This window comes from Pseudothermotoga elfii DSM 9442 = NBRC 107921 (assembly GCF_000504085.1).
Classification (GTDB): domain Bacteria; phylum Thermotogota; class Thermotogae; order Thermotogales; family DSM-5069; genus Pseudothermotoga_B; species Pseudothermotoga_B elfii.
In genome coordinates this window covers 2,058,819-2,078,198 of sequence record NC_022792.1, presented here as the reverse complement: position 1 = coordinate 2,078,198, position 19,380 = coordinate 2,058,819, and the positions used below count along the sequence as shown (strand labels likewise).

At 39.2% G+C, this 19,380-nt stretch carries 21 protein-coding genes; 16 read left to right on the top strand and 5 right to left on the bottom strand.

The features are described 5' to 3' along the window. The first annotated feature begins 12 nt into the window (after positions 1–12). Genes TEL01S_RS10180 through TEL01S_RS10160 form a run of 5 tightly spaced genes read left to right on the top strand, consistent with a single transcriptional unit; the run spans position 13 to position 3,821 of the window. Positions 13–702 carry a zinc metallopeptidase gene (locus tag TEL01S_RS10180; protein ID WP_012003998.1) on the top strand — a complete coding sequence of 230 codons (690 nt, stop codon included), beginning with the start codon at positions 13–15 and terminating at the stop codon, positions 700–702. Between the two features lie 24 nt (positions 703–726). Then, the gene (locus TEL01S_RS10175) at positions 727–1,617 is read left to right on the top strand and encodes a LacI family DNA-binding transcriptional regulator (RefSeq protein ID WP_012003997.1); all 891 of its coding nucleotides are present in this window, start codon (positions 727–729) and stop codon (positions 1,615–1,617) included. After that, positions 1,614–2,459, top strand: a complete 846-nt coding sequence (locus tag TEL01S_RS10170) for a DMT family transporter (RefSeq protein ID WP_012003996.1) — start codon at positions 1,614–1,616, stop codon at positions 2,457–2,459. The genes TEL01S_RS10175 and TEL01S_RS10170 overlap by 4 nt, the downstream gene beginning before the upstream one ends. Position 2,460: 1 nt before the next feature. After that, positions 2,461–2,961 carry a nitroreductase family protein gene (locus TEL01S_RS10165; RefSeq protein ID WP_012003995.1) on the top strand — a complete coding sequence of 167 codons (501 nt, stop codon included), beginning with the start codon at positions 2,461–2,463 and terminating at the stop codon, positions 2,959–2,961. 5 nt (positions 2,962–2,966) lie between these two features. Beyond that, positions 2,967–3,821, top strand: coding sequence for a pseudouridine-5'-phosphate glycosidase (locus TEL01S_RS10160; RefSeq protein ID WP_012003994.1), 855 nt, complete (start codon positions 2,967–2,969; stop codon positions 3,819–3,821). On the opposite strand, the gene TEL01S_RS10155 is transcribed toward TEL01S_RS10160, so the two are convergent. Genes TEL01S_RS10155 through pfkA form a run of 3 tightly spaced genes read right to left on the bottom strand, consistent with a single transcriptional unit; the run spans position 3,800 to position 7,598 of the window. After that, a complete protein-coding gene (locus tag TEL01S_RS10155; RefSeq protein WP_012003993.1) occupies positions 3,800–5,200 on the bottom strand; it encodes a diguanylate cyclase domain-containing protein in 1,401 nt (466 codons plus the stop codon). The two genes, TEL01S_RS10160 and TEL01S_RS10155, sit on opposite strands and share 22 nt — an antisense overlap. A gap of 10 nt (positions 5,201–5,210) precedes the next feature. Then, complete coding sequence (pyk, locus tag TEL01S_RS10150; protein ID WP_012003992.1) at positions 5,211–6,629, bottom strand: pyruvate kinase; 1,419 nt, start codon at positions 6,627–6,629, stop codon at positions 5,211–5,213. 9 nt (positions 6,630–6,638) lie between these two features. Beyond that, positions 6,639–7,598: a 6-phosphofructokinase gene (gene pfkA, locus TEL01S_RS10145; RefSeq protein ID WP_012003991.1), complete on the bottom strand. Its 960-nt coding sequence runs from the start codon at positions 7,596–7,598 to the stop codon at positions 6,639–6,641. A gap of 66 nt (positions 7,599–7,664) precedes the next feature. Between pfkA and TEL01S_RS10140 the strand changes: the two genes are divergently transcribed. From TEL01S_RS10140 to gcvPB, 5 genes are read left to right on the top strand one after another with little or no spacing between them, the layout of a single operon-like run. Continuing rightward, a complete protein-coding gene (locus TEL01S_RS10140; RefSeq protein WP_012003990.1) occupies positions 7,665–7,889 on the top strand; it encodes a putative signal transducing protein in 225 nt (74 codons plus the stop codon). Further along, the gene (gcvT, locus tag TEL01S_RS10135; RefSeq protein WP_012003989.1) at positions 7,867–8,955 is read left to right on the top strand and encodes a glycine cleavage system aminomethyltransferase GcvT; all 1,089 of its coding nucleotides are present in this window, start codon (positions 7,867–7,869) and stop codon (positions 8,953–8,955) included. Before TEL01S_RS10140 ends, gcvT begins: the two co-directional genes overlap by 23 nt. A 13-nt stretch (positions 8,956–8,968) precedes the next feature. Then, complete coding sequence (gene gcvH / locus TEL01S_RS10130; RefSeq protein WP_012003988.1) at positions 8,969–9,340, top strand: glycine cleavage system protein GcvH; 372 nt, start codon at positions 8,969–8,971, stop codon at positions 9,338–9,340. Beyond that, a complete protein-coding gene (gene gcvPA / locus TEL01S_RS10125) occupies positions 9,340–10,671 on the top strand; it encodes an aminomethyl-transferring glycine dehydrogenase subunit GcvPA (protein WP_012003987.1) in 1,332 nt (443 codons plus the stop codon). Before gcvH ends, gcvPA begins: the two co-directional genes overlap by 1 nt. After that, positions 10,668–12,107 carry an aminomethyl-transferring glycine dehydrogenase subunit GcvPB gene (gene gcvPB / locus TEL01S_RS10120; protein WP_012003986.1) on the top strand — a complete coding sequence of 480 codons (1,440 nt, stop codon included), beginning with the start codon at positions 10,668–10,670 and terminating at the stop codon, positions 12,105–12,107. The genes gcvPA and gcvPB overlap by 4 nt, the downstream gene beginning before the upstream one ends. A gap of 28 nt (positions 12,108–12,135) precedes the next feature. Here gcvPB and TEL01S_RS10115 read toward each other — a convergent pair whose 3' ends face one another. After that, positions 12,136–13,479, bottom strand: coding sequence for a hypothetical protein (locus TEL01S_RS10115; RefSeq protein ID WP_028843622.1), 1,344 nt, complete (start codon positions 13,477–13,479; stop codon positions 12,136–12,138). Between the two features lie 80 nt (positions 13,480–13,559). On the opposite strand from TEL01S_RS10115, the gene TEL01S_RS10110 reads away from it, so the two are divergent. From TEL01S_RS10110 to TEL01S_RS10095, 4 genes are read left to right on the top strand one after another with little or no spacing between them, the layout of a single operon-like run. Next, on the top strand, positions 13,560–14,225 hold the full coding sequence (locus tag TEL01S_RS10110; RefSeq protein ID WP_012003984.1) for an HAD family hydrolase: 666 nt from the start codon (positions 13,560–13,562) through the stop codon (positions 14,223–14,225). Beyond that, entirely contained in the window at positions 14,203–14,928 is a 726-nt protein-coding gene (locus TEL01S_RS10105) for a DUF4234 domain-containing protein (protein WP_051366254.1), read from the top strand. Before TEL01S_RS10110 ends, TEL01S_RS10105 begins: the two co-directional genes overlap by 23 nt. A gap of 5 nt (positions 14,929–14,933) precedes the next feature. Next, on the top strand, positions 14,934–15,530 hold the full coding sequence (locus TEL01S_RS10100; RefSeq protein WP_228369062.1) for a 5' nucleotidase, NT5C type: 597 nt from the start codon (positions 14,934–14,936) through the stop codon (positions 15,528–15,530). Then, positions 15,506–16,183, top strand: a complete 678-nt coding sequence (locus TEL01S_RS10095; protein ID WP_051366252.1) for an HAD family hydrolase — start codon at positions 15,506–15,508, stop codon at positions 16,181–16,183. Before TEL01S_RS10100 ends, TEL01S_RS10095 begins: the two co-directional genes overlap by 25 nt. Before the next feature lie 146 nt (positions 16,184–16,329). Here TEL01S_RS10095 and pfp read toward each other — a convergent pair whose 3' ends face one another. Continuing rightward, entirely contained in the window at positions 16,330–17,592 is a 1,263-nt protein-coding gene (gene pfp, locus TEL01S_RS10090; protein WP_012003980.1) for a diphosphate--fructose-6-phosphate 1-phosphotransferase, read from the bottom strand. A gap of 352 nt (positions 17,593–17,944) precedes the next feature. Here pfp and dapF point away from each other — a divergent pair, with 352 nt between their 5' ends. Both dapF and dapD read left to right on the top strand, forming a co-directional pair. Next, positions 17,945–18,667 (top strand): diaminopimelate epimerase, encoded by a 723-nt coding sequence (gene dapF / locus TEL01S_RS10085; RefSeq protein WP_012003979.1) that lies wholly within the window; start codon positions 17,945–17,947, stop codon positions 18,665–18,667. Then, positions 18,664–19,380, top strand: a complete 717-nt coding sequence (gene dapD, locus TEL01S_RS10080; RefSeq protein ID WP_028843625.1) for a 2,3,4,5-tetrahydropyridine-2,6-dicarboxylate N-acetyltransferase — start codon at positions 18,664–18,666, stop codon at positions 19,378–19,380. Before dapF ends, dapD begins: the two co-directional genes overlap by 4 nt.

The following is a 19,380-nucleotide window of genomic DNA, read 5'->3' as shown; positions in this document are numbered from 1 at the left end:
GGAGGTGGTAATATGTTCTTCTACGATCCGACGTTTTTGTTATTAATACCGGCTCTATTACTCGCAATCTGGGCACAGGTCAAGGTCCAGAGCGCTTTTTCACATTATTCTCAAGTCAGATCAACTACAAATTTTACAGGAAGTCAGCTTGCAATGAGACTTCTTGATTCAGCTGGTATTTATGATGCCAGAGTTGAAGCGATGCCGGGTCATTTGACTGACCATTATGACCCGCGTACAAAAGTAGTCAGACTTTCTTCTTCAACTTACGGAAGTAGTTCTGTCGCTGCGCTTGGTGTTGTAGCCCATGAAATAGGGCATGCTATTCAACATGCAGAGAAAAATCCTCTGCTTGTCTTCAGAACTATTCTTGCTCCAGTTGCAAGCGTGGGTTCTTCCTTAGCATGGATATTTTTCATCATGGGATTATTATTTGCGCTGCCGGCAATGCTAAGATTTGGAATTGTGCTGTTCTCCTTAGCTGTTCTGTTCAGTTTGGTAACATTGCCTGTTGAATATGATGCGAGCAAGAAAGCTTTGAAATTACTGGGAGAAAATGTAATGATGCCGGAAGAAGAGCTTAAAGGCGTGAGAAAAGTTTTGAGTGCAGCTGCTCTGACCTACGTTGCTTCTACTGCAATGGCTGTATTGCAACTTCTAAGGATGTTACTTATCGCGGGAGTTTTTGGAAGGAGAGATTAAAAAAGGAGCCGTGGGGGGATTATTTTGAAAAAAATCACGATAAAAGATATAGCTGAGATTGCTGGTGTATCTGTGTCAACTGTTTCGCGCGTTTTGAATGAAAAAGGTAATGTAGATGATAGTTTGAGAGAAAGAGTCCTCAATGCTATAAGAGAAACAGGGTTTCAACCAAGTAAATTTGCGCGACAATTTAGAAAAAGAATAACTCAGGTTCATGTTGCTATTCCAATTTGGGAAGAACCTTATTTAAGAGTACTTGATGGCTTGATAGAAGCATTTGAAGATAAGGAAATTTTTGTTAGTGTGGGTAAAAGCACCGAAGATTCTGTTGCAGATATTGTGGTGCTGATTTCTGATAAAGATAATTGCGAAGGTAAGATAAATATAACAGTCGGTAGTGATTTCGATAATTGTTCAGTGGTTTTCGATTATTTTCATGCTTACAAAGAATTAACTGATTTTTTCCTCAAGAATGGAAAGCGGTCATACACTTTACTTTCCACAGGGCTTAAAGATTACAAAACATGTAAATTGTACGCAGCTTTTTTGAAGGCTATGTTTCACGGCGGAATTGAAGATTACGATGTTATTTTGCTTGAGAATGAAGGTGATTTTCTAAACAAGTTTTCACGACTTTCGGATGTCGTTTTTTGTGTTGATGACGTTATTGCGGTCAGGCTTATAGAAGCTTTGAAAATTGAAGGAGTAAGGATACCAGAGGAAGTTTCAATAGTAGGGCATGGGAATTTGACAATTTCTCAATTAGTAATTCCATCTCTGACGACGGTAGAATATTTTAACAGATCGATTGGAAAGATGTGTGCCAGTGTCCTTTTGAAGATTCTCAATGGTGAGAAGGTTCCTAAAAGAATTGTTTACAAAGGCCAGGTGATCAAGAGAGAGAGCAGCATATGAAGAAAATTCAAGCTATCACACTGCTTTTTACCGTAACAATGATCTGGGGTTTGACTTTCCCTGTTCAAAAAATAGCTTTAGACGGTGCAAATCCTTTTTTTTACAATTTTCTCAGATTCATTGTCTCGTTCTTTTTGAGCCTGTTGTTTTTCAGAAAAAAGCCAAGTTGGGGAAAAGGATTGATTCTTGGTTTGTTTCTAGCAATAGCTTATGCTTCTCAGACGAGTGGTTTGAAGATTACCAGTTCCACAAAGAGTGGTTTCATCACATCACTGTATATCCCGCTTGTACCATTTTTTTCTTATATTGTGGAAATGATCAAACCAACGTTAATTCAATTTCTTACCTTCCTTGTTTCTATTTTTGGGCTTTATATGTTAAATGATCCATCCAGAGATCCTTTTAATATAGGAGATTTACTCACACTTGTATGTGCAGTCAGCTTTGCAATTCATGTTGTTTTGATAACTCATTTTACGAAAAGGTCTGACGTTGATGAGATCTCGCTTATCGCACCACAGTTTCTTTTAACAGCGTTGATTAATCTTTGTTTAACACCTCTCGGTGGAGGCCTGAAAATTAGCATGGAATTCATTTTTGCGATGGTATTCTCAGCTCTTCTGGCAACTATTTTTGCTCTCTGGGTCCAGTTAAAATTTCAAAAGGAAGTAGGATCTAATGTATCTGCTTTGATCTATGTTGGGGAACCAGTTTTCGCGGCTATTTTTTCATTTTTAATACTCTCAGAGAAACTCTCGTTTTTACAGATCTCTGGTATGATTTTGCTTATCTGTGCGATAATTTTTGGGATAGCTTATAAAAGAGATTCTGGAGGTGATTGAAATGAGTATAATATACGCAAGAAGAAGCGTTAGAAAATTTCAACCCCGCGATGTAAGCGAGGATACAATTTTGGAAATTATCAGAGCGGCGATGCATGCGCCATCTGCTGGTAATGAACAGCCGTGGCACTTTGTCGTGATTAAAAATCAAAGCACGAAAGAAAAGATAGCAGAGATACATCCCTATGCAAAATCAGTAATTAGTGCTCCTGTCGCAGTAATTGTTTGCGCGGATTTGTCTTCGGTAAAATATCCCGGGTTCTGGGTTCAAGATTGCGCAGCTGCTACGGAAAATATTCTTCTCAGGGCTGCCGAACTTGGGCTCGGTGCTGTTTGGTGTGGTATATATCCTGACGAATTAAGAGTAGAAAGTTTTCGTAAATTCCTCGGTCTTCCTAAAGATATTGTAGCATTTTCACTGATACCAATTGGATATCCTGCTGAAAAACCAGGCACTGTTGATAGATTTCGAAAAGACAGATTGCATTTCGAAAGATGGTGAGAATGATGGAGAAAATTCTGGCTTTAGAGTCGACCGTTATCGCCCATGGATTGCCATTTCCAATCAATATTGATACAGCTGTTGAGCTTGAAGAGCTTGCAGCTGAAACTGGATGTTCTGCAAAGACTATAGGAATAATTGCTGGTCAGATAAAAGTTGGGTTAAGCAGGGAGGAGATTGTTCAAATTGCTTCGAGAAAAGATGTTTTAAAAATAGGAACCGCAGAAATTCCATTTGCACTTGCTAAAAAAATGTGGGCTGCAACGACAGTGAGCGCTACAATGCGCATTGCACATTTGAACAATATAAAAGTTTTTGCAACAGGTGGAATAGGAGGAGTTCACAAAATAGATCAATGGGATGTTTCTCAGGATTTAGCCGAACTCTCCAGAACCAGAATGATAGTAGTCAGCGCTGGTCCTAAATCAATACTGGATTTGAGATCTACTGTTGAAATGCTGGAGACATTTCAAATAACTGTTGTTGGCTATAAAACTGATGAGCTACCGGCTTTCTACTGTAAATCCACCAGCATACACATTAATAGAGTTGACAGTTTTGAAGAGATTGCATCTATTTTTTTATTCAAAGAGAAATTTAATCTACCCGGTGCAGTTCTTGTTTTCAATCCCATACCTGACGAACATGCAATTGAGGTTGAACAATTTGAAGAATGGTACAGACTATCTGAGCATGACCTTGATGCATCTTCTGTGAAGGGTAAAGGTGTTACTCCATTTCTTTTGTCGAGGCTGGCTCATTATTCGAAAGGAAAAACTGTTAGGAGTAATGTCGAACTTCTGAAAAACAATGTTAAGGTTGCCTGTGAAATATTGAATCAGCTTTCAAAGATGCAATAAGTTAGTTTTTGAAATTTTGCATGGTACATAGCTCTATCAGCGTTGCGGAGGATTTTTTCAAAATATCCTCCGTCTTTGGGATATTCTGCTATACCGGCGTTTGCAGATATTTTAAGCTTTTTTCCCTCCTGAATTATAGGAGTTTCTATTTGCTCTATAACACGCTCAATCAATTTAACTGCCAGCCGGGCAGGCGTACCTGGCAGGAGAAAAACGAATTCATCTCCGCCCAATCTGGCAACGAAATCGCTTTTTCTCATACACTTTTTGAGCCTTTTTGCAACAACCGATAACACTTTGTCACCTGTACTGTGGCCATATTGATCGTTGATTTTCTTGAAACCCATTAAATCGATGTAAATTACAGAAACAGTTTTTCCAGATCTATTTGATGAAGAAAGTATTCTTTCAGCTTCTTCTTCAAGCATACGCCTGTTGGGTAGCCCGGTGAGAGGATCATGATATGAAAGAAAACGCATCGTTTTGTTTTGATCTTTGATTTTTTTCTCAAGGTTTAATCTTTCGAAGACAACACCAATCTGACCGGCAAAAATTTTTGCAGTTTCAACAGCCTCTTCATCGAAAGCATCGACATCCTCGAAGTTATCTAAGTTGAAAAAACCTATTGTTTCTTTCTGGACTACAATTGGTATGGAAAGCATCACCTTGATTTCGTTGATTTTGCCAAAAGCCTTCAATATGGAGGATCTCTCTTTGTCGAGAGTTTCGTTGATTGAAAAATCAGTCACTTTTACCACATCTTTTGCAAGTCCCTGTGCAAGCTCATTTTCCCTGAAAAAGACTCTCGAAAGTTGCTGAAAGTCGTATCCAACAGCGGCCTTGTAATAAAAGATACCTCTCTTTCCTCTTAGCAAGACACTTCCTGCCTGTGCTCCCGGGATAATTTCAACAGCTTTTTCAAGCAAAAATTGATAATGGTTTTTTCTTTTTCCTTTAAGAACTTCACCAGTAAAATGCATTATTGCCTGCTGACACCTTGTTTTTCTTTCAAATTTATCAGTTAAATGTTTTAATTCTGTCACATCTATGAGAGTTACTATCGATCTACTTGAGTTTGGTATCATGCTTACATTAATGAGAATTTCCCGATAATTTTTTTCAGAATCAACAAGGGTAAAATAATATTTCTCTGGAACATGGCAAGATTTTCTTCTTTCGTAATGATATTTTTTCATTGTTTCGAGGTCCTTGGGATGAACGAAAGCAGTCCAGCTCTTTTTACCTTCCACGACACTTTTTGGCAACTTAATCAGTTTGCATGCTTCCTCATTGAGCGCAATTATCGTTGTATCTTCATCTATTATGAACGTGGGGATGCCGAGCAGCTGAATAAATGAACGTATTGAGTTTTCTTTCATGGCTTTTCACCTACTCAACTATGTGAACTTTGAGCATGTTAGTTGTTCCAACAATACCACACGGAGCACCAGAAGTAACAACCACAATGTCGGAATTTTGAACATATCCGACAGCTTTAACCTTCTCGACGGCCACGTGGATCATTATATCTGTGGAATGGACTTCTGGAATTAGCATCGGAACTATCCCCCAAACAATAGACAACTGATGAAAGGTGTTTTCATCTGGGGTCGTAGCTATGATAGGACGAAGTGGCTTGAAATAGGCCACCCTTCTTGCAGTGCTTCCAGAAGCTGTTGATATTATTATAGCTTTGGCATTTATTTCTTCAGAAATGTAGTAACTACTCCTTGCAATAGCTTCAGATGGATCTTCGATTTTTTCAAACCTGCGTTCTTTAAAATGAGCATTGATTTCGGGTAGGTAGTTCTCAACATTTTCAACAATCTCATTAATTTTTTCAACTGTTTCGATCGGAAAGTTCCCCACAGCTGTTTCAGAGGTTAGCAGTATAGCATCTGCTCCATCTAAAACTATGTTTGCAACATCCATTATTTCAACCCTTGTTGGTGATGAACTGTTGATCATAGAATTGAGTATTTCGGTTGCGACGATCACAGGTATTTTATAATTTGATGCGGTATTTATTATCTTTTTTTGCAATATCGGCAAATCTATCAGAGATGTCTCCACCGCTAAATCTCCTCTTGCTACGATTATTCCATCGCTCACGCGACATATATCTTCCAGCGTTTCTATGGATTTTTTTGTTTCTATTTTCGTAAGAATTTTCGCACTTGAATCGAAAGATTCAAGATGTTTTTTGATTTTTTGAACATCTTTTGCGTTTCTTGCAAATGATACACAGTAATAGTCCAGTCCCATATTGACAGTTTCAGCTATGATCTTAATATCTTCTTCTGTTGGTACTTCGACAGGTAGATCAGAATTGGGAAAATTGACGCCACTGTTTTTCTTCAAAATTCCTCCTATCTCCACGACGCATTCTACTTTTTTTGGAGAAATTCTTTCCACTCTGAGTTGTATTTTTCCATCATCTACGAGGATTAAATCGCCGGTTTTTACACCCTGAAATGGTCCGGAAAAATTTATGCTTATAGTATCCCGAGAAGAAAAAGTTTTTTCGCTTGTTACAGTCACTTTTTCACCTTGTCTAAGTTCGATGATTTCTTCTTTCTGATCTCCCGTCCGGAGTTTGCAACCTGGTAAATCAAGAATGATGGAAACAGGCATTTTGAGTTCATATCTAATATCTTTGATTAGCTCTACCAGCTCTGTGATTTTTTCCATCGTGTAATGAACTGCGCTTATCCTAAAAGCATTTACCCCTCTTTTTAGCAATTCCTTTATTTTCTCTGGTTTCTCGGTTTTAGGTCCTATCGAACATATAAGCTTGGTTTTTCTCATTTTTTCACCTCAAGAGAGTGTTAATGAAAGTTCATACAGAGACATATCCAGGCCTTTTTTGGACTTTAATGCTTCTGCTATGGGGACATGCTCTATTCTGTTCATCCTCAACGCCATCATCATGCATGTCTCACCATTCATCAATGCTTTAACTGCTTCTGCCCCCATTCTACTTGCTAAGAGTCTGTCAAAAGCTGTTGGGCTTCCTCCACGCTGAACGTGACCGAGTATAGTTATTCTTGTTTCATACCCTATTCTGTCCTGTAAGTTTTTTGCTACCTGTATTGCACCACCGGCTCCCTCGGCGACGACAATGATGCAATTTATTTTTCCTCTTTTTCTTTCTTCGAATAATCTTTCGGCCAGCTTGTCAAAATCAACGGGAACTTCCGGGACTATTGCAGCTTCAGAACCAGTTGCAAGGGCAGCATTCAATGCTATATATCCTGATTCTCTTCCCATTACTTCAACAACGAAAGCTCTTTCATGCGACGTGGCAGTGTCTTTCAATTTTTGTATAGCATCTATAACTGTATTTAAACATGTGTCAACTCCTATGCACATATCTGTTTGCGCTATATCGTTATCTATGGTTCCTGGTATACCAACTACAGGTATTCTATGCTCTTCATACAATAGTTTAGCACCAGTTAAACTGCCTTCGCCACCGATGACAACGAGTCCTTCTATACCGGCATTCTTCAATTTTGCGGCTGCTTTTGCCCGGCCTTCTGGTGTATAAAATTCCCCACATCTGCTTGTTCTGAGTATTGTTCCTCCTCTTTCCATTATTCCGGCAACATCCGAAAAGTTCATTTCCTTGAAAGCACCATCGATCATCCCACAATAACCTCTTTGTATTCCTATCACTTTCAGGCCATTTTTTACGCCAAATCTAACAACTGCTCTTATAGCAGCATTCATTCCTGGTGAATCCCCGCCACTTGTTAAGACGCCTATGGTTTTCATTTTCACACACCTCCTGGTGTAAAATAGACACTGAACTGATTAATTATATAACAGGAGGAAATTAAATTGTGGAGAATACTTCTTGAAGAGGTTGATTTACCTACCGCAAATATTTTGAAATCGTTGCTCGAGGAGAGTGGTATAGAGGTTCTGATCAAACCAGGCAGTTTTGATCCCGTTATTTTTGGACAGGGTGGGCTGGTCCAGATTCTCGTGACGGAAGAAGATTTCGAAAAAGCACAAAAAATTTTAAGGGAGGCGTCGAAAAATGAGGAGAACACCTCTATATGAAAGTCATGTATCTCTTGGAGCAAAGATGATAGATTTTGCTGGCTGGGAGATGCCACTCCAGTATACTTCGATAAACGATGAAGTTGCAACTGTTAGAAAAAACGTAGCGCTTTTTGATGTTTCTCATATGGGTGAGATCTTCGTGGAGGGGGAAGATACGGTTGAATTTGTGGATTATCTATTGACAAATTCTTTTAAAAATTTGAGAATTGGTCAGGTCATGTATACAGTTATGTGTAATGAAATGGGTGGTATCATAGACGACTTGCTGACTTACAGATTTGGGGAAAAGCAGGCAATGCTTGTTGTTAACGCTGCCAACATAGAGAAAGATTTCGACTGGATAGTAAATCAATCAAAACAGTTTAATGTTACAGTTCGAAACTTATCCGACCAGTATGGTTTGATAGCTGTTCAAGGGCCACTGAGCGAAAGATTTTTAAAAACGTTTGTTTCAGATATCGATTCTCTTTCTTACTACACCTTCGCCAGTTATTCGGTCTTTGGAAAAAACTGTATTGTTTCTAGGACTGGATACACAGGTGAAGATGGATTTGAAATTTATTGTCATTGGGATGATACTTTTACTGTGTGGAATGAATTGCTTCAACGGGGAAATAACTTTGGTGTAAAACCGGCAGGCCTTGGTGCAAGGGATGTTTGCAGACTTGAGGCTTCATATATGCTCTACGGAAATGATATGGATGAAACCACAACACCTCTTGAAGTCGGTTTATCTTGGGTAGTGAAGTTTGACAAAGATTTTATTGGAAAAGATAGCTTAATAAAGCAAAAGGAGTTGGGTTTACAGAAAAGAATAAGAGGTCTTGAGATCTCTGACAGAAGAATCGCACGTCATGGGATGTATGTATTCAAAGGGGAGAAAAGAGTAGGTGTGGTAACCAGTGGAACTTTTTCACCAACACTCGAGAAACCCGTAGCGCTTGCAATGTTAAGCAGTGAGATAAAGATTTCAGATGAAATTGAAGTGGATATAAGGGGAAGTAAAGTGAAGGCTATGATTGTGAAATTGCCTTTTTACAGAGGTTCTGTAAAAAGTTCTTAGGAGGTGCGGTGAGATGAAAAGGTATGCAAAGACTCATGAATGGGTCTCGGCTGATGGGAATATTGCTATTGTTGGTATTACAAATTTTGCACAGGAAAAACTTGGAGATGTTGTATACGTCGATCTTCCACAAGTTGGCAAGGTAGTTAAAAAAGGAGAAATGCTTATGAGCATTGAGTCAGTGAAGGCAGCAAGTGATGTATATGCACCTGTAAGTGGAAAGGTTACCGGGGTTAATGAAAAATTGAACAATGAACCGGAACTTGTGAATAAGGATCCGGAAGGAGAAGGATGGCTTGTGAAAATTGAGATGAGTAACGTAAGCGAGCTGGAAGAACTTCTCGACGAGGAGGCGTACAGAAAGTTTTGCGAGGAGGAAGGATAATGAATCCATATATTCCTCATACAGAAGATGAAATACGACAAATGTTAGAAGTTATTGGTATTGAGACAGTAGAGGAACTTTACAGAGATATCCCTGTTACGTCGAAGAATCTTAATCTTCCAGACGGTCTGGATGAGTTCACAGTTGTCTCAAAACTCAAGAATCTATCTTTAAAAAATATGGTGATCGAGAAACCGAATATTTTTATGGGTGCTGGAGTATATGCTCACTACATTCCACAGATTGTGAAGTTTTTATCTTCACGACCTGAGTTTGTCACAGCTTATACCCCATATCAGGCAGAGGTTTCTCAGGGAACATTACAAGCCCTATTTGAATATCAAACAATGGTTTGTGAACTCACAGGTATGGAAGTTGCAAATTCTTCAATGTATGATGGTGCAAGCGCTCTTGCAGAAGCAGTTCTAATGGCTCACAGGATAAGTAATAAACGCAAAGTTCTTATAAGCCGGGCTGTTCATCCAGAATATATTCAGACATGCTATACATACGCAACTGCCCAGGATATAGAATTTGAAACGGTTCCTGTTACTAAGTCCGGAATGACAGATCTGGCAGTCTTAAAAAAACTCATAGATGATGATACGTCAGCTGTTGTTGTGCAATATCCAAATTTTTTTGGTATTGTGGAAGATTTGAAAATGATCAGAGAGTATGCTGATGGTCTTGTTTTGATAGTTGTAACAGAACCTTTCGCTTTGTCTTTGTTAGAGCCACCGGGCAGTTTTGGAGCCGATATTGTTGTTGGAGAAGGACAACCCCTTGGAGTATCGATGAATTACGGTGGACCGGGGGTTGGTTTCTTTGCTACGCTTGAAAAATATGTTCGCAAAATGCCCGGGCGATTGATAGGAGAGACAAAAGATAGTGAGGAAAAGACAGGATATGTCATGATTTTACAGACACGCGAACAACACATAAGAAGAGAGAAAGCCACGTCAAATATATGTACAAATCATGCACTTATGGCCGTAACGAATGCGATATTTATGAGTATTCTGGGTCCACAGGGCATGAGAGAGGTTGCTGAAAGAAGTTACACTAATGCTCATTATCTGGCCAAGAAATTGTTAGAAAGTGGATTTGAACTTGTTTTTGATGGTCCATTTTATAATGAATTCATTGTACGAATGCGTTCTGAATATGATAAGATCTGGAGAAAGCTGTTTAACAATGGAATACTCGCTCCTCTCCCTCTTGAGTGGTATTATTCTGAATTCAAAGATTGCGCACTTGCCTGTGCAACAGAAGTAAATACAAAAGAAAGCATAGAAAAACTGGTTGATCTTTTGGGGCGTGATATTGTATGATAATCTTTGAAAAATCAGTTCCCGGCAGGAAAGCTTACAGATTACCAGATGAAGAGCTTCAAAGGATTGATCCTGTTTTTCCAGAGCATTTGAAAAGAACCCGCCCATTAAGATTGCCGGAATTATCAGAGCCCGACGTGGTCAGGCACTACACTGCTCTTGCAGAAAAAAACTATTCTGTTGATAAAGGTTTTTATCCACTCGGGTCATGCACGATGAAATACAATCCAAAGCTGAATGAGTATGTTGCAGGCCTGGAAGGTTTCACAGATATTCATCCATACCAGCCATGGGAGTCAGTTCAGGGTGCGCTGCAGGTGATGTATGAGCTGAAAGAATTTCTTTGCGAAATTACAGGTATGGATGAAATGACTCTTCAACCAGCTGCCGGTGCCCATGGGGAATTAACGGGAATGCTTATCGTTCGTGCATATCACCTTTCTCGTAATGACAAAAAAAGACATGTGGCACTGGTGCCAGACTCAGCACATGGTACAAACCCGGCTTCTGCGGCAATGGCAGGTTTTGATGTTGTGGAAATTAAATCAACGGAAGATGGGCTCGTTGACCTTGAACAACTCGAAAATCACCTTAATGATGAAATAGCTGTGCTGATGCTCACAAATCCAAATACACTTGGATTGTTTGAAAAAGATATTGTAAAAATAGCAGAGAAGGTTCATCAGGCTGGTGCTCTTCTTTATTATGATGGAGCGAACCTGAATGCGATAATGGGTAAAATCAAGCCTGGAGAAATGGGATTTGATATAGTTCATCTCAATTTACACAAAACTTTCTCGGCACCACACGGAATGGGAGGTCCCGGGAGCGGCCCAGTTGGGGTAAAAGCTTTTCTAAGTGAATTTCTTCCGATCCCAATTATTAGAAAAGACGGTGATAAATATTATCCAGACTTCAAATTGCCAAATAGCATAGGTAGAACCAGAAGTTTTTATGGAAACTTTCTGGTTCTCTTAAAGGCTTATGTATACATACTGTCTATGGGGAAAGATGGGCTGACCAGGGCTTCTGAAATGGCAGTTCTGAATGCAAATTATCTGCGTTCCTTGATATCGAAATTTCTTAAAATAGCTTCACCGGGAATTTGCATGCACGAGTTTGTAGTTGATGGAAGCCAGTTTGTAAAAGAAACAGGAGTAAAGATACTTGATGTTGCAAAGAGGATTCTTGATTATGGACTTCATGCACCAACAGTGTATTTCCCTCTCATTGTTCATGAAGATATGATGATAGAACCAACTGAAACTGAAAACAAAAATACCCTGGACTATTTCGCGAAGGTGCTTGAGAAAATAGTCGAAGAAGCGAAAAAAACACCAGAAGTTGTGAAAACAGCACCTCATACAACGCCTGTTAAGAGACTTGACGACATAACAGCAACCAAAAAACCTGTTTATAGATACAGATTAAGTTAAAAGGGGGCACTCAGCCCCCTTTGAATGTTTATTGAGCAGAAATTCTATAAAGCGGTGATACGAAGTCCACTTTGCTTATTTTTTGAGGAATATCATCAACGTCGAAAACATATAATCCATCGCTGGCTGAAACATATGCATACAATGCGCCTGAAAGCTCTCTGATAACTACGTCATGAGCATAGGCAGATGTGTTCCAGCCGATGGGAAAGATGATCTCCGTTTCCTCAAGATTTCCAGCAAGATCATCGACGTTGAAACACAATATACCACTGTTACCCGCCGCAACAAAAACCTTATCATCGTAAGCTGTTATTCCGGCAAAATTCTCAGCAATTTCTCCGAGTGCCACACTTGTGGCGTAAGGTGTTAAGTCATTTCTGTAAGCTTCCAGATAAAGCTGATCTGAGTCTCTTCCAATGATCAGTATGTAGTCATCTTTCAATATCATGTCCACAGGTGTATAATTAATCTCAACTTCTCCTTGATGGTTGAGAAATCCTTGCGATTCAATGGACATCTTAACCAGCTTTAATTTTTCGTCTTTAACCCCTGCCAAATATATTGTGTCCTGGTTTATTGCTATGGCGCCAACTGAGCTCATATCATAAGGTTGAGTAGATTCTGTAGCAATGTTGTAGACCAGAACTCTTTCATCACCTGCCACGATAAGATAATTTGACCCATTAAAACTTCCAGCATCGACGCGCTTAGCGTTAATTGCTAATGAGATAATATTGGGCTGAGTTTGCTTCCCTGAGAGATAGTCTTTCAGATTTACGCAAATTATGTCGCCTGACGAATCAACCACGTAAGCCCATCCATCTAAGAATGCTAATTCTTTTGTGCTGTTGATGCCTTCTTCGTATCTTATTGGATATCTCAATGCGTTTGGCTGGTTTATGTCATATATGACGAGCTTGCTTGTACCGCCAGAGATATACAGAAAATCGTAAAGATTTGGAGAGGTAGGGCTTTGAGAGATAGAGAAAGTGTATATTTCACTTGAACTTGTTGCGCCTTTCAAATCTTTTGCAACTACTTTCCATTGATAAGATTTACCTGGTTCTAATACTGTAGAATATTTTGTGAGAGAATAATTTTCTTCTATTACATCCAGCGGTTGACCCTGTTCAGACAGATAAAGATCGTAAGTCAGGGTATCTTTATCCGGGTCAGAACATGTCCATTCAAATTCCACGTACATCGTGTTCAGTGTTTGATTATCAGATGGATTGATGAGTGATGGTTTATCAGGGGCTCTGTTGGTAGTTTGACCCCCACCAAACCAGTCGCTGATACCAGTACATCCTTGGAGAAACAATGCTATCAGTCCTGTTATTGATAGCAAAATGTACGATAACTTTCTCATTTTTTAACCCCCTTTTGGCACAATACATATTGATGACTGGTAAAATTGTACCACAGCTTTTTCAAGAAAGGAGAGTTTTAATGAGGGCTTTATTGGTAGATTATGATGGAACGCTTGTCGAAGTTAACGAAGAAAAATTTACAAAAGAATATTTTGTGCAACTCAAAGCTTTTGCTGAAAATAGGATGTCATTTTCAGGTAAAGAGATCATGGAATGCATTGAGCAAATTACCAATTTTGCTGATGGGAAAGCCAACAATTATGAAAGGTTTCTGGAATGCTTTTCAAAAAAAAGCCAGCTAAATTTTGCTGACTTGAAAGGAATATTTGACACATTTTACAGAAGTAAATATTTTGAAAATTTAAGTGTTTTTGTGAAACCTAACATTTCTGTGGTAAACTTGGTAAACAGGGCAAAAGAACATGGTATTTTAACAGTTCTCGCGACCAATCCGGTGTTCCCAAAAATAGCGATTATTAAGAGATTAGAGTGGATAGGTATGACAGAATGCAGTTTTGATTTGATAACGCATATGGAAAATTCATATTACTGTAAACCTGATCCAAGATATTTTCAGCAAATAATTTCTATATTGAAAGTTGCTCCAGGCGATTGCACTATGGTTGGTAATGATGAATATTTTGATCGCTCATGTGAGAAAATAGGTATTGAATTTATTAATGTAAAGGAAATCGACAAAATTCAATTAGGAGGTGGGGAACATGGCAATACCGATGTTGAATGAAAGAAAGGTCAACACAGCTTTTGCTATAGTTGCCATTGTTCTATCAGTAGTTGCTGGCTTGGCTGGTATTGTAGGAACTGCACACATGCTTGAGGGCATAGTTGAAGGTTTTTTCTCTGATTATGAATTTGGATATGGTCAGATGTTTGGTGGTATGGTCGCAGCGATTTTTGCAGGGATATTTGGCATACTGGCTGCTGTTTTTACTCTTATTGTTTTGAATCAGTGGAGCAGTGCTCTGACAGACAATATTCAAAACACCAAAACATTGTTGACTTATTTAAAACAGAAAGGTGATTCAGAGAAGCAGACTAACCTGGTTGTTTTAGAAGGTCATCTGTCAGGCTTACAGCTCTATACGTGGGCATATTGGGTTTATTTAATTTTCTATGTACTGGCACTTTTTACGGGAGTAGCTTCATTTGTTTTTTCAATACTGGCGATAATCTTTCTGGCTGTATATCTGCAAAGCGTATTCACTGTCTCGAAAAGGTTGGAAGAAATTAAGAATATTATGTACCCACTCTTAGGTGTTGAAACACCCATGTTGACGTATATTAAATCCAGAAATATAGGTGTGTTCATTTTGCTGGTTATAGTTACGCTCGGTATATACTGGTGGTATCTTTTGATAAAACTTTCAAGCGAAATAAACCAGTATATTGACGCTGATCAAAGGCTCAGGCAGGTGATAAATGTTTGAAGATCATGATAGATGTTGATGACGTGCTTGCTGATTTCAATGGAGCTTTTATAGATTTGAGCCATGAGCTTTTTGGTACGCCGAAAGATGTTGAGATAACTGAATGGGATTTTTACAGATGTATTCCTGGGCTGACCAGGGAAATGGAACAGGAAGTCTGGAATATCATTAAAAACAGGGAGAATTTTTACGAAACCCTGAAACCATTCGCCAGAGAGGAAGACTTCTCCTTGCTAAGAGAGGTTATTCTGTCGAAAAGATACGAGATTTTTTTCGTGACATCCCGCTTCCCAGTGCGAGGAAGGAGTGTTGAGGAGCAGACTTGCCGATGGATAAAACGTCACATAGGCGGTTCTATCTCGCCACTTGTGTATGTAACTTCAAAGAAAGGTGCGTTATGTGAAAAGATGAATATAAGCATTGCACTTGATGATGCTCCACACCATATTGATAATCTGATCTGCCATGGTGTCTCGGTTGTCGTTATGGATTGGCCACACAATAGACAATTCGTTGATCTTCCAAGAGTCAAAAATCTCAAAGAATTTTTTCACGTAGTTGAAAACTGGGATATTATATGTCAAAACCAAACAGTCGAATGATTAAAGCTGTTATATTCGACATGGATGGTGTTCTTATAGATAGCGAAAGACTTTATAGGGATATTTTCCATCAGATCTTCTCAAAGTTTGGTGTAGATTTTCAGGATAATTTGTTTGACGAATTGGCAGGCACAACTCTGGAACGCGGTGGAGCAAGAAAAATCATAAAGAAATTTGGCTTGAACATTGATGAGTTTGCGTTTATTGAATTAGTGCACGATCTATTCGAAGAGCTTTCGTATGATCTTAAACCCAGAGAATGTGTTTCAGAAATTATCGGTCAACTTAAAAAAATGCATATCAAACTGGGAGTTGCAACTTCTACAATCAAAGAAGAAGCCTTAAAAAGGCTTAAAAAAGCTAATTTGTGCGGTTTGTTTGACTCCATGGTTTTTGGGGATGATGTTGAAAAAAGCAAGCCAGATCCAGATATATACATTGAATGTTTGAGAAGATTGAAAGTCAATTGTGCAGAAAGTATCGTTTTTGAGGATTCTGTAAATGGAGTTAAATCTGCTGTTGGCGCGGGGATTAAGTGCATAATAGGTGTGTTGCATGACCGCAACAATGCTCGTTCGTTGATTGAAGCCGGGGCTTTTTTTGCTGAAAAGCCACCGGAGGTTTTTCTCAGAATTTTGAGGTACCTCAGTTGAAAATTAGTTATAGTATAATTATTTGAGGATGGGGGTGAGATAATGCCGTGTTCAAAAAAGAATCCTGAGCCAAAAAAAATAGAAGAAAAGCCTAAGAAAACAGAAAAGAAGAAAAAATAGAATGCCCCGGCCTGAGCCGGGGGTTTTCATATCTCGGCGACCTTTGAGAATTTTTCAAGAAATTCTTCTCTGCTTATTCTGGCGACTCTGGTTAGTCTGGACAGCATTTCTTCATCTTGTAAATCTTTTCTGGTTAATCTGATCATGTAGCTGCGTGCAACTCTATAGTGCTCAGAATTTATATCTACCATACGGACTTTTGTCCTACCGGTGGATGGATCTATAAGTTCTTCGAAAGGCAGTATTCTAATTCTTCCATTGTCAAGGCACACCATACCACCAGTCAAATTTTCTTCATATTCTCCAAGTAAAAATCGCATTGCTCCGTAACCTAAGGTTCTTGTGTAATCAATATCGAAGGGTGTTGGCCTTGCACATCTGAGTTCATATCCAAGTGTCACGTCGATTATATTTATCTTTTCATCTCTCTGAGCGAAACGTTTCTGAATTTCCCTTTTGAGAATAGTTGCAAGAGGAATTTCGCTCAGTCTTATATGACCATGCGGATCAGTTTCAACTACTACGCCGGGAATACTTGCAAGTTCTTTCGGATCGATCATTTCTCCTATTCCTTCAGCTATTACTGCTAAACCATCGTTACGCCCCAGTGCTTTTCTTTTTATTATAGCTGCCTCAAGCAGATCACATACTTCAGAAAGTTTTATCCTTTCCTTTCTGAATTCTTCTCCAATAACGGTTAATGCTGCGCTTGCTGCTTTACCTATACCGAGCGCTAAATGACCTGCTTTTCTTCCCATTACTACGACGAAATACCATCTGTTTGTAGTTCTTGAATCCTGCATCAAGTTATAGACAAGTTCTGTTCCAACATGGCGTGCTGTTTCAAAACCGAAAGTTGGCATGCCTCCAGGGAGTGGTAGATCGTTATCGATAGTTTTCGGAACATGTGCAACACGTAGTGCTCCATTGCTCACTTTCATCACTGATGAAGCTGAAAATGCGGTATCATCCCCACCTATTGTGACCAGGTACCTCACCTGCAGTTCTTTAAGAGCTCTAACGACATTTTGCAGATCCTCAGCTTTTTTTGTGGGATTTGCGCGCGATGTTCTTAAGATAGAACCTCCTTCAATGTGAATGCGAGAGACATCTGAAATAGTTAAATGGCGGACAAAGGTCGTTTGTGCTTTCATCAGGTGCTCGAAACCGTCGTAAATACCCACTACCTCCAAGCCATTGTTAATGGCTTCAATTGTCACGGCGTTGATCACGCTATTGATGCCTGGTGCGGGACCTCCACCAACGAGAATTCCGACTTTCCCAGACACGTTAAAACACCCCTTCTCGTAGTTTATCGAAAGAATTATACTCCAACTCACCTGAGTTTAGAGATTTTTTTAGCTTGCCTTAATTAACAATGCATTTACGTTTTGTTTTTTATATTTTTAATATTCCAGATTAATGCACAGGTGTATCATATGTAGAAACAGGAGGGAAAGAGATTTGCGATTTTATGAGTCTTTGTTGAATGAAAAAATTTTAAGTGTTTTAGGTGCAAATATAAAGCGCTACTGTCCGGTGATTGTGGAAGGGCGTGTGTGTTTATATTGACACACAACCTGAAAAGATCACCGGGCTGCCAGTAAGGCGGCCCGATTTTTTTATTGGGAGTGATTAGAAATGAAAATCGTTGAATATTCGGCGAATGGAAACACATTTTTGATATTTGATTCGATGACAAATCTTTTAGGGGATGACACCAAGCGCGATTTAATTCTAAACTATATTACTGATCAGGATGGTGCAATATTTGTTGAAAAATCAGGCCAGGACTTTTTCATGGATTATTTTAATCGTGATGGAAAGAGGGCGATTTTTTGCGGCAACGGTGCGAGAGCTTTTGTGGCATTTTTACGTGATGAGGGGTTTCTGAAAGACGATCATCTCATATTTCATACAAAATCTGGCACCCTGAAAGGTTTTATTCAGAAAGAAAAGATATCGGTACAGATGCCTGGTCCGATATACCTTGGGAAAAGGGTGGTAGAGGAATTCGAGGGCCATCTAATCCGGGTAGGTGTTCTGCACTTTGTATTGAAAGTAAAATCTGTTGACAGAATGGACGTTATTCATGAGGGTAAGAGGCTGAGGGCTCTGACAGATGCCAATATAGACTTTTATCAGATTCTTGAAAAAAATTGTGTAAAAATGAGGACTTTTGAGAAAGGCGTGGAAAGAGAAACAAAAGCATGCGGTAGTGGTGCTGCGGCTGTCTTTTCCATATGTCAGACGGATAGATTGTTGGTTGAGGTCCCTGGTGGAATATTGTGCGTCTATATAAACGGAGATTCAATTTTTTTGCAGGGGGAGGTCAGAAGATGCAAGATAATTTTACCGAGATGAATAATGATTTAACAGCTGATTCCATTATTGAAATGATCAGTAGTTCGAAAAAGAAAACACCGGTAATCGCATACGTGAAAGGCCATTTGAGTGATATTGATATGAGTGGTGTTCAGTTTTTTGGAACAGATAATTTTGGAATTATTTTTGCCGACTATGAAGATCTGAGGCAATTCCTGGAAAAGAATGGAAATAAAATTCATGATGTGCACATAGAAGCTAAAGCCAGAAACTCCGCGCTTCCCATGGCAGACATTACAAAATTTAATGCACGCGTTGAGCCAGGTGCGGTAATTAGAGATCTGGTTAAAATCGGCGACGGTGCAGTTATTATGATGGGAGCAATTATCAATGTGGGTGCTGTTATCGGAGAAAAAACCATGATTGACATGAACGCAGTGATAGGAGGGAGAGCAATTATAGGAAGGAATTGTCATATAGGTGCCGGTGCTGTTATTGCCGGTGTTATAGAGCCACCAAGCGCAACACCAGTTGTGATTGAAGATAATGTCATGGTAGGTGCAAATGCCGTTGTTTTGGAAGGAGTGAAAGTTGGAAAAGGCTCAGTTGTTGCAGCTGGCGCTGTGGTGGTAAGTGATGTTGATCCATACACTGTTGTTGCAGGTATTCCGGCAAAGTTCATCAAGAAGGTTGATGAAAAAACGATAGAAAAAACGAAAATCATTGAGATATTAAGGCAGAGAGATCATTAG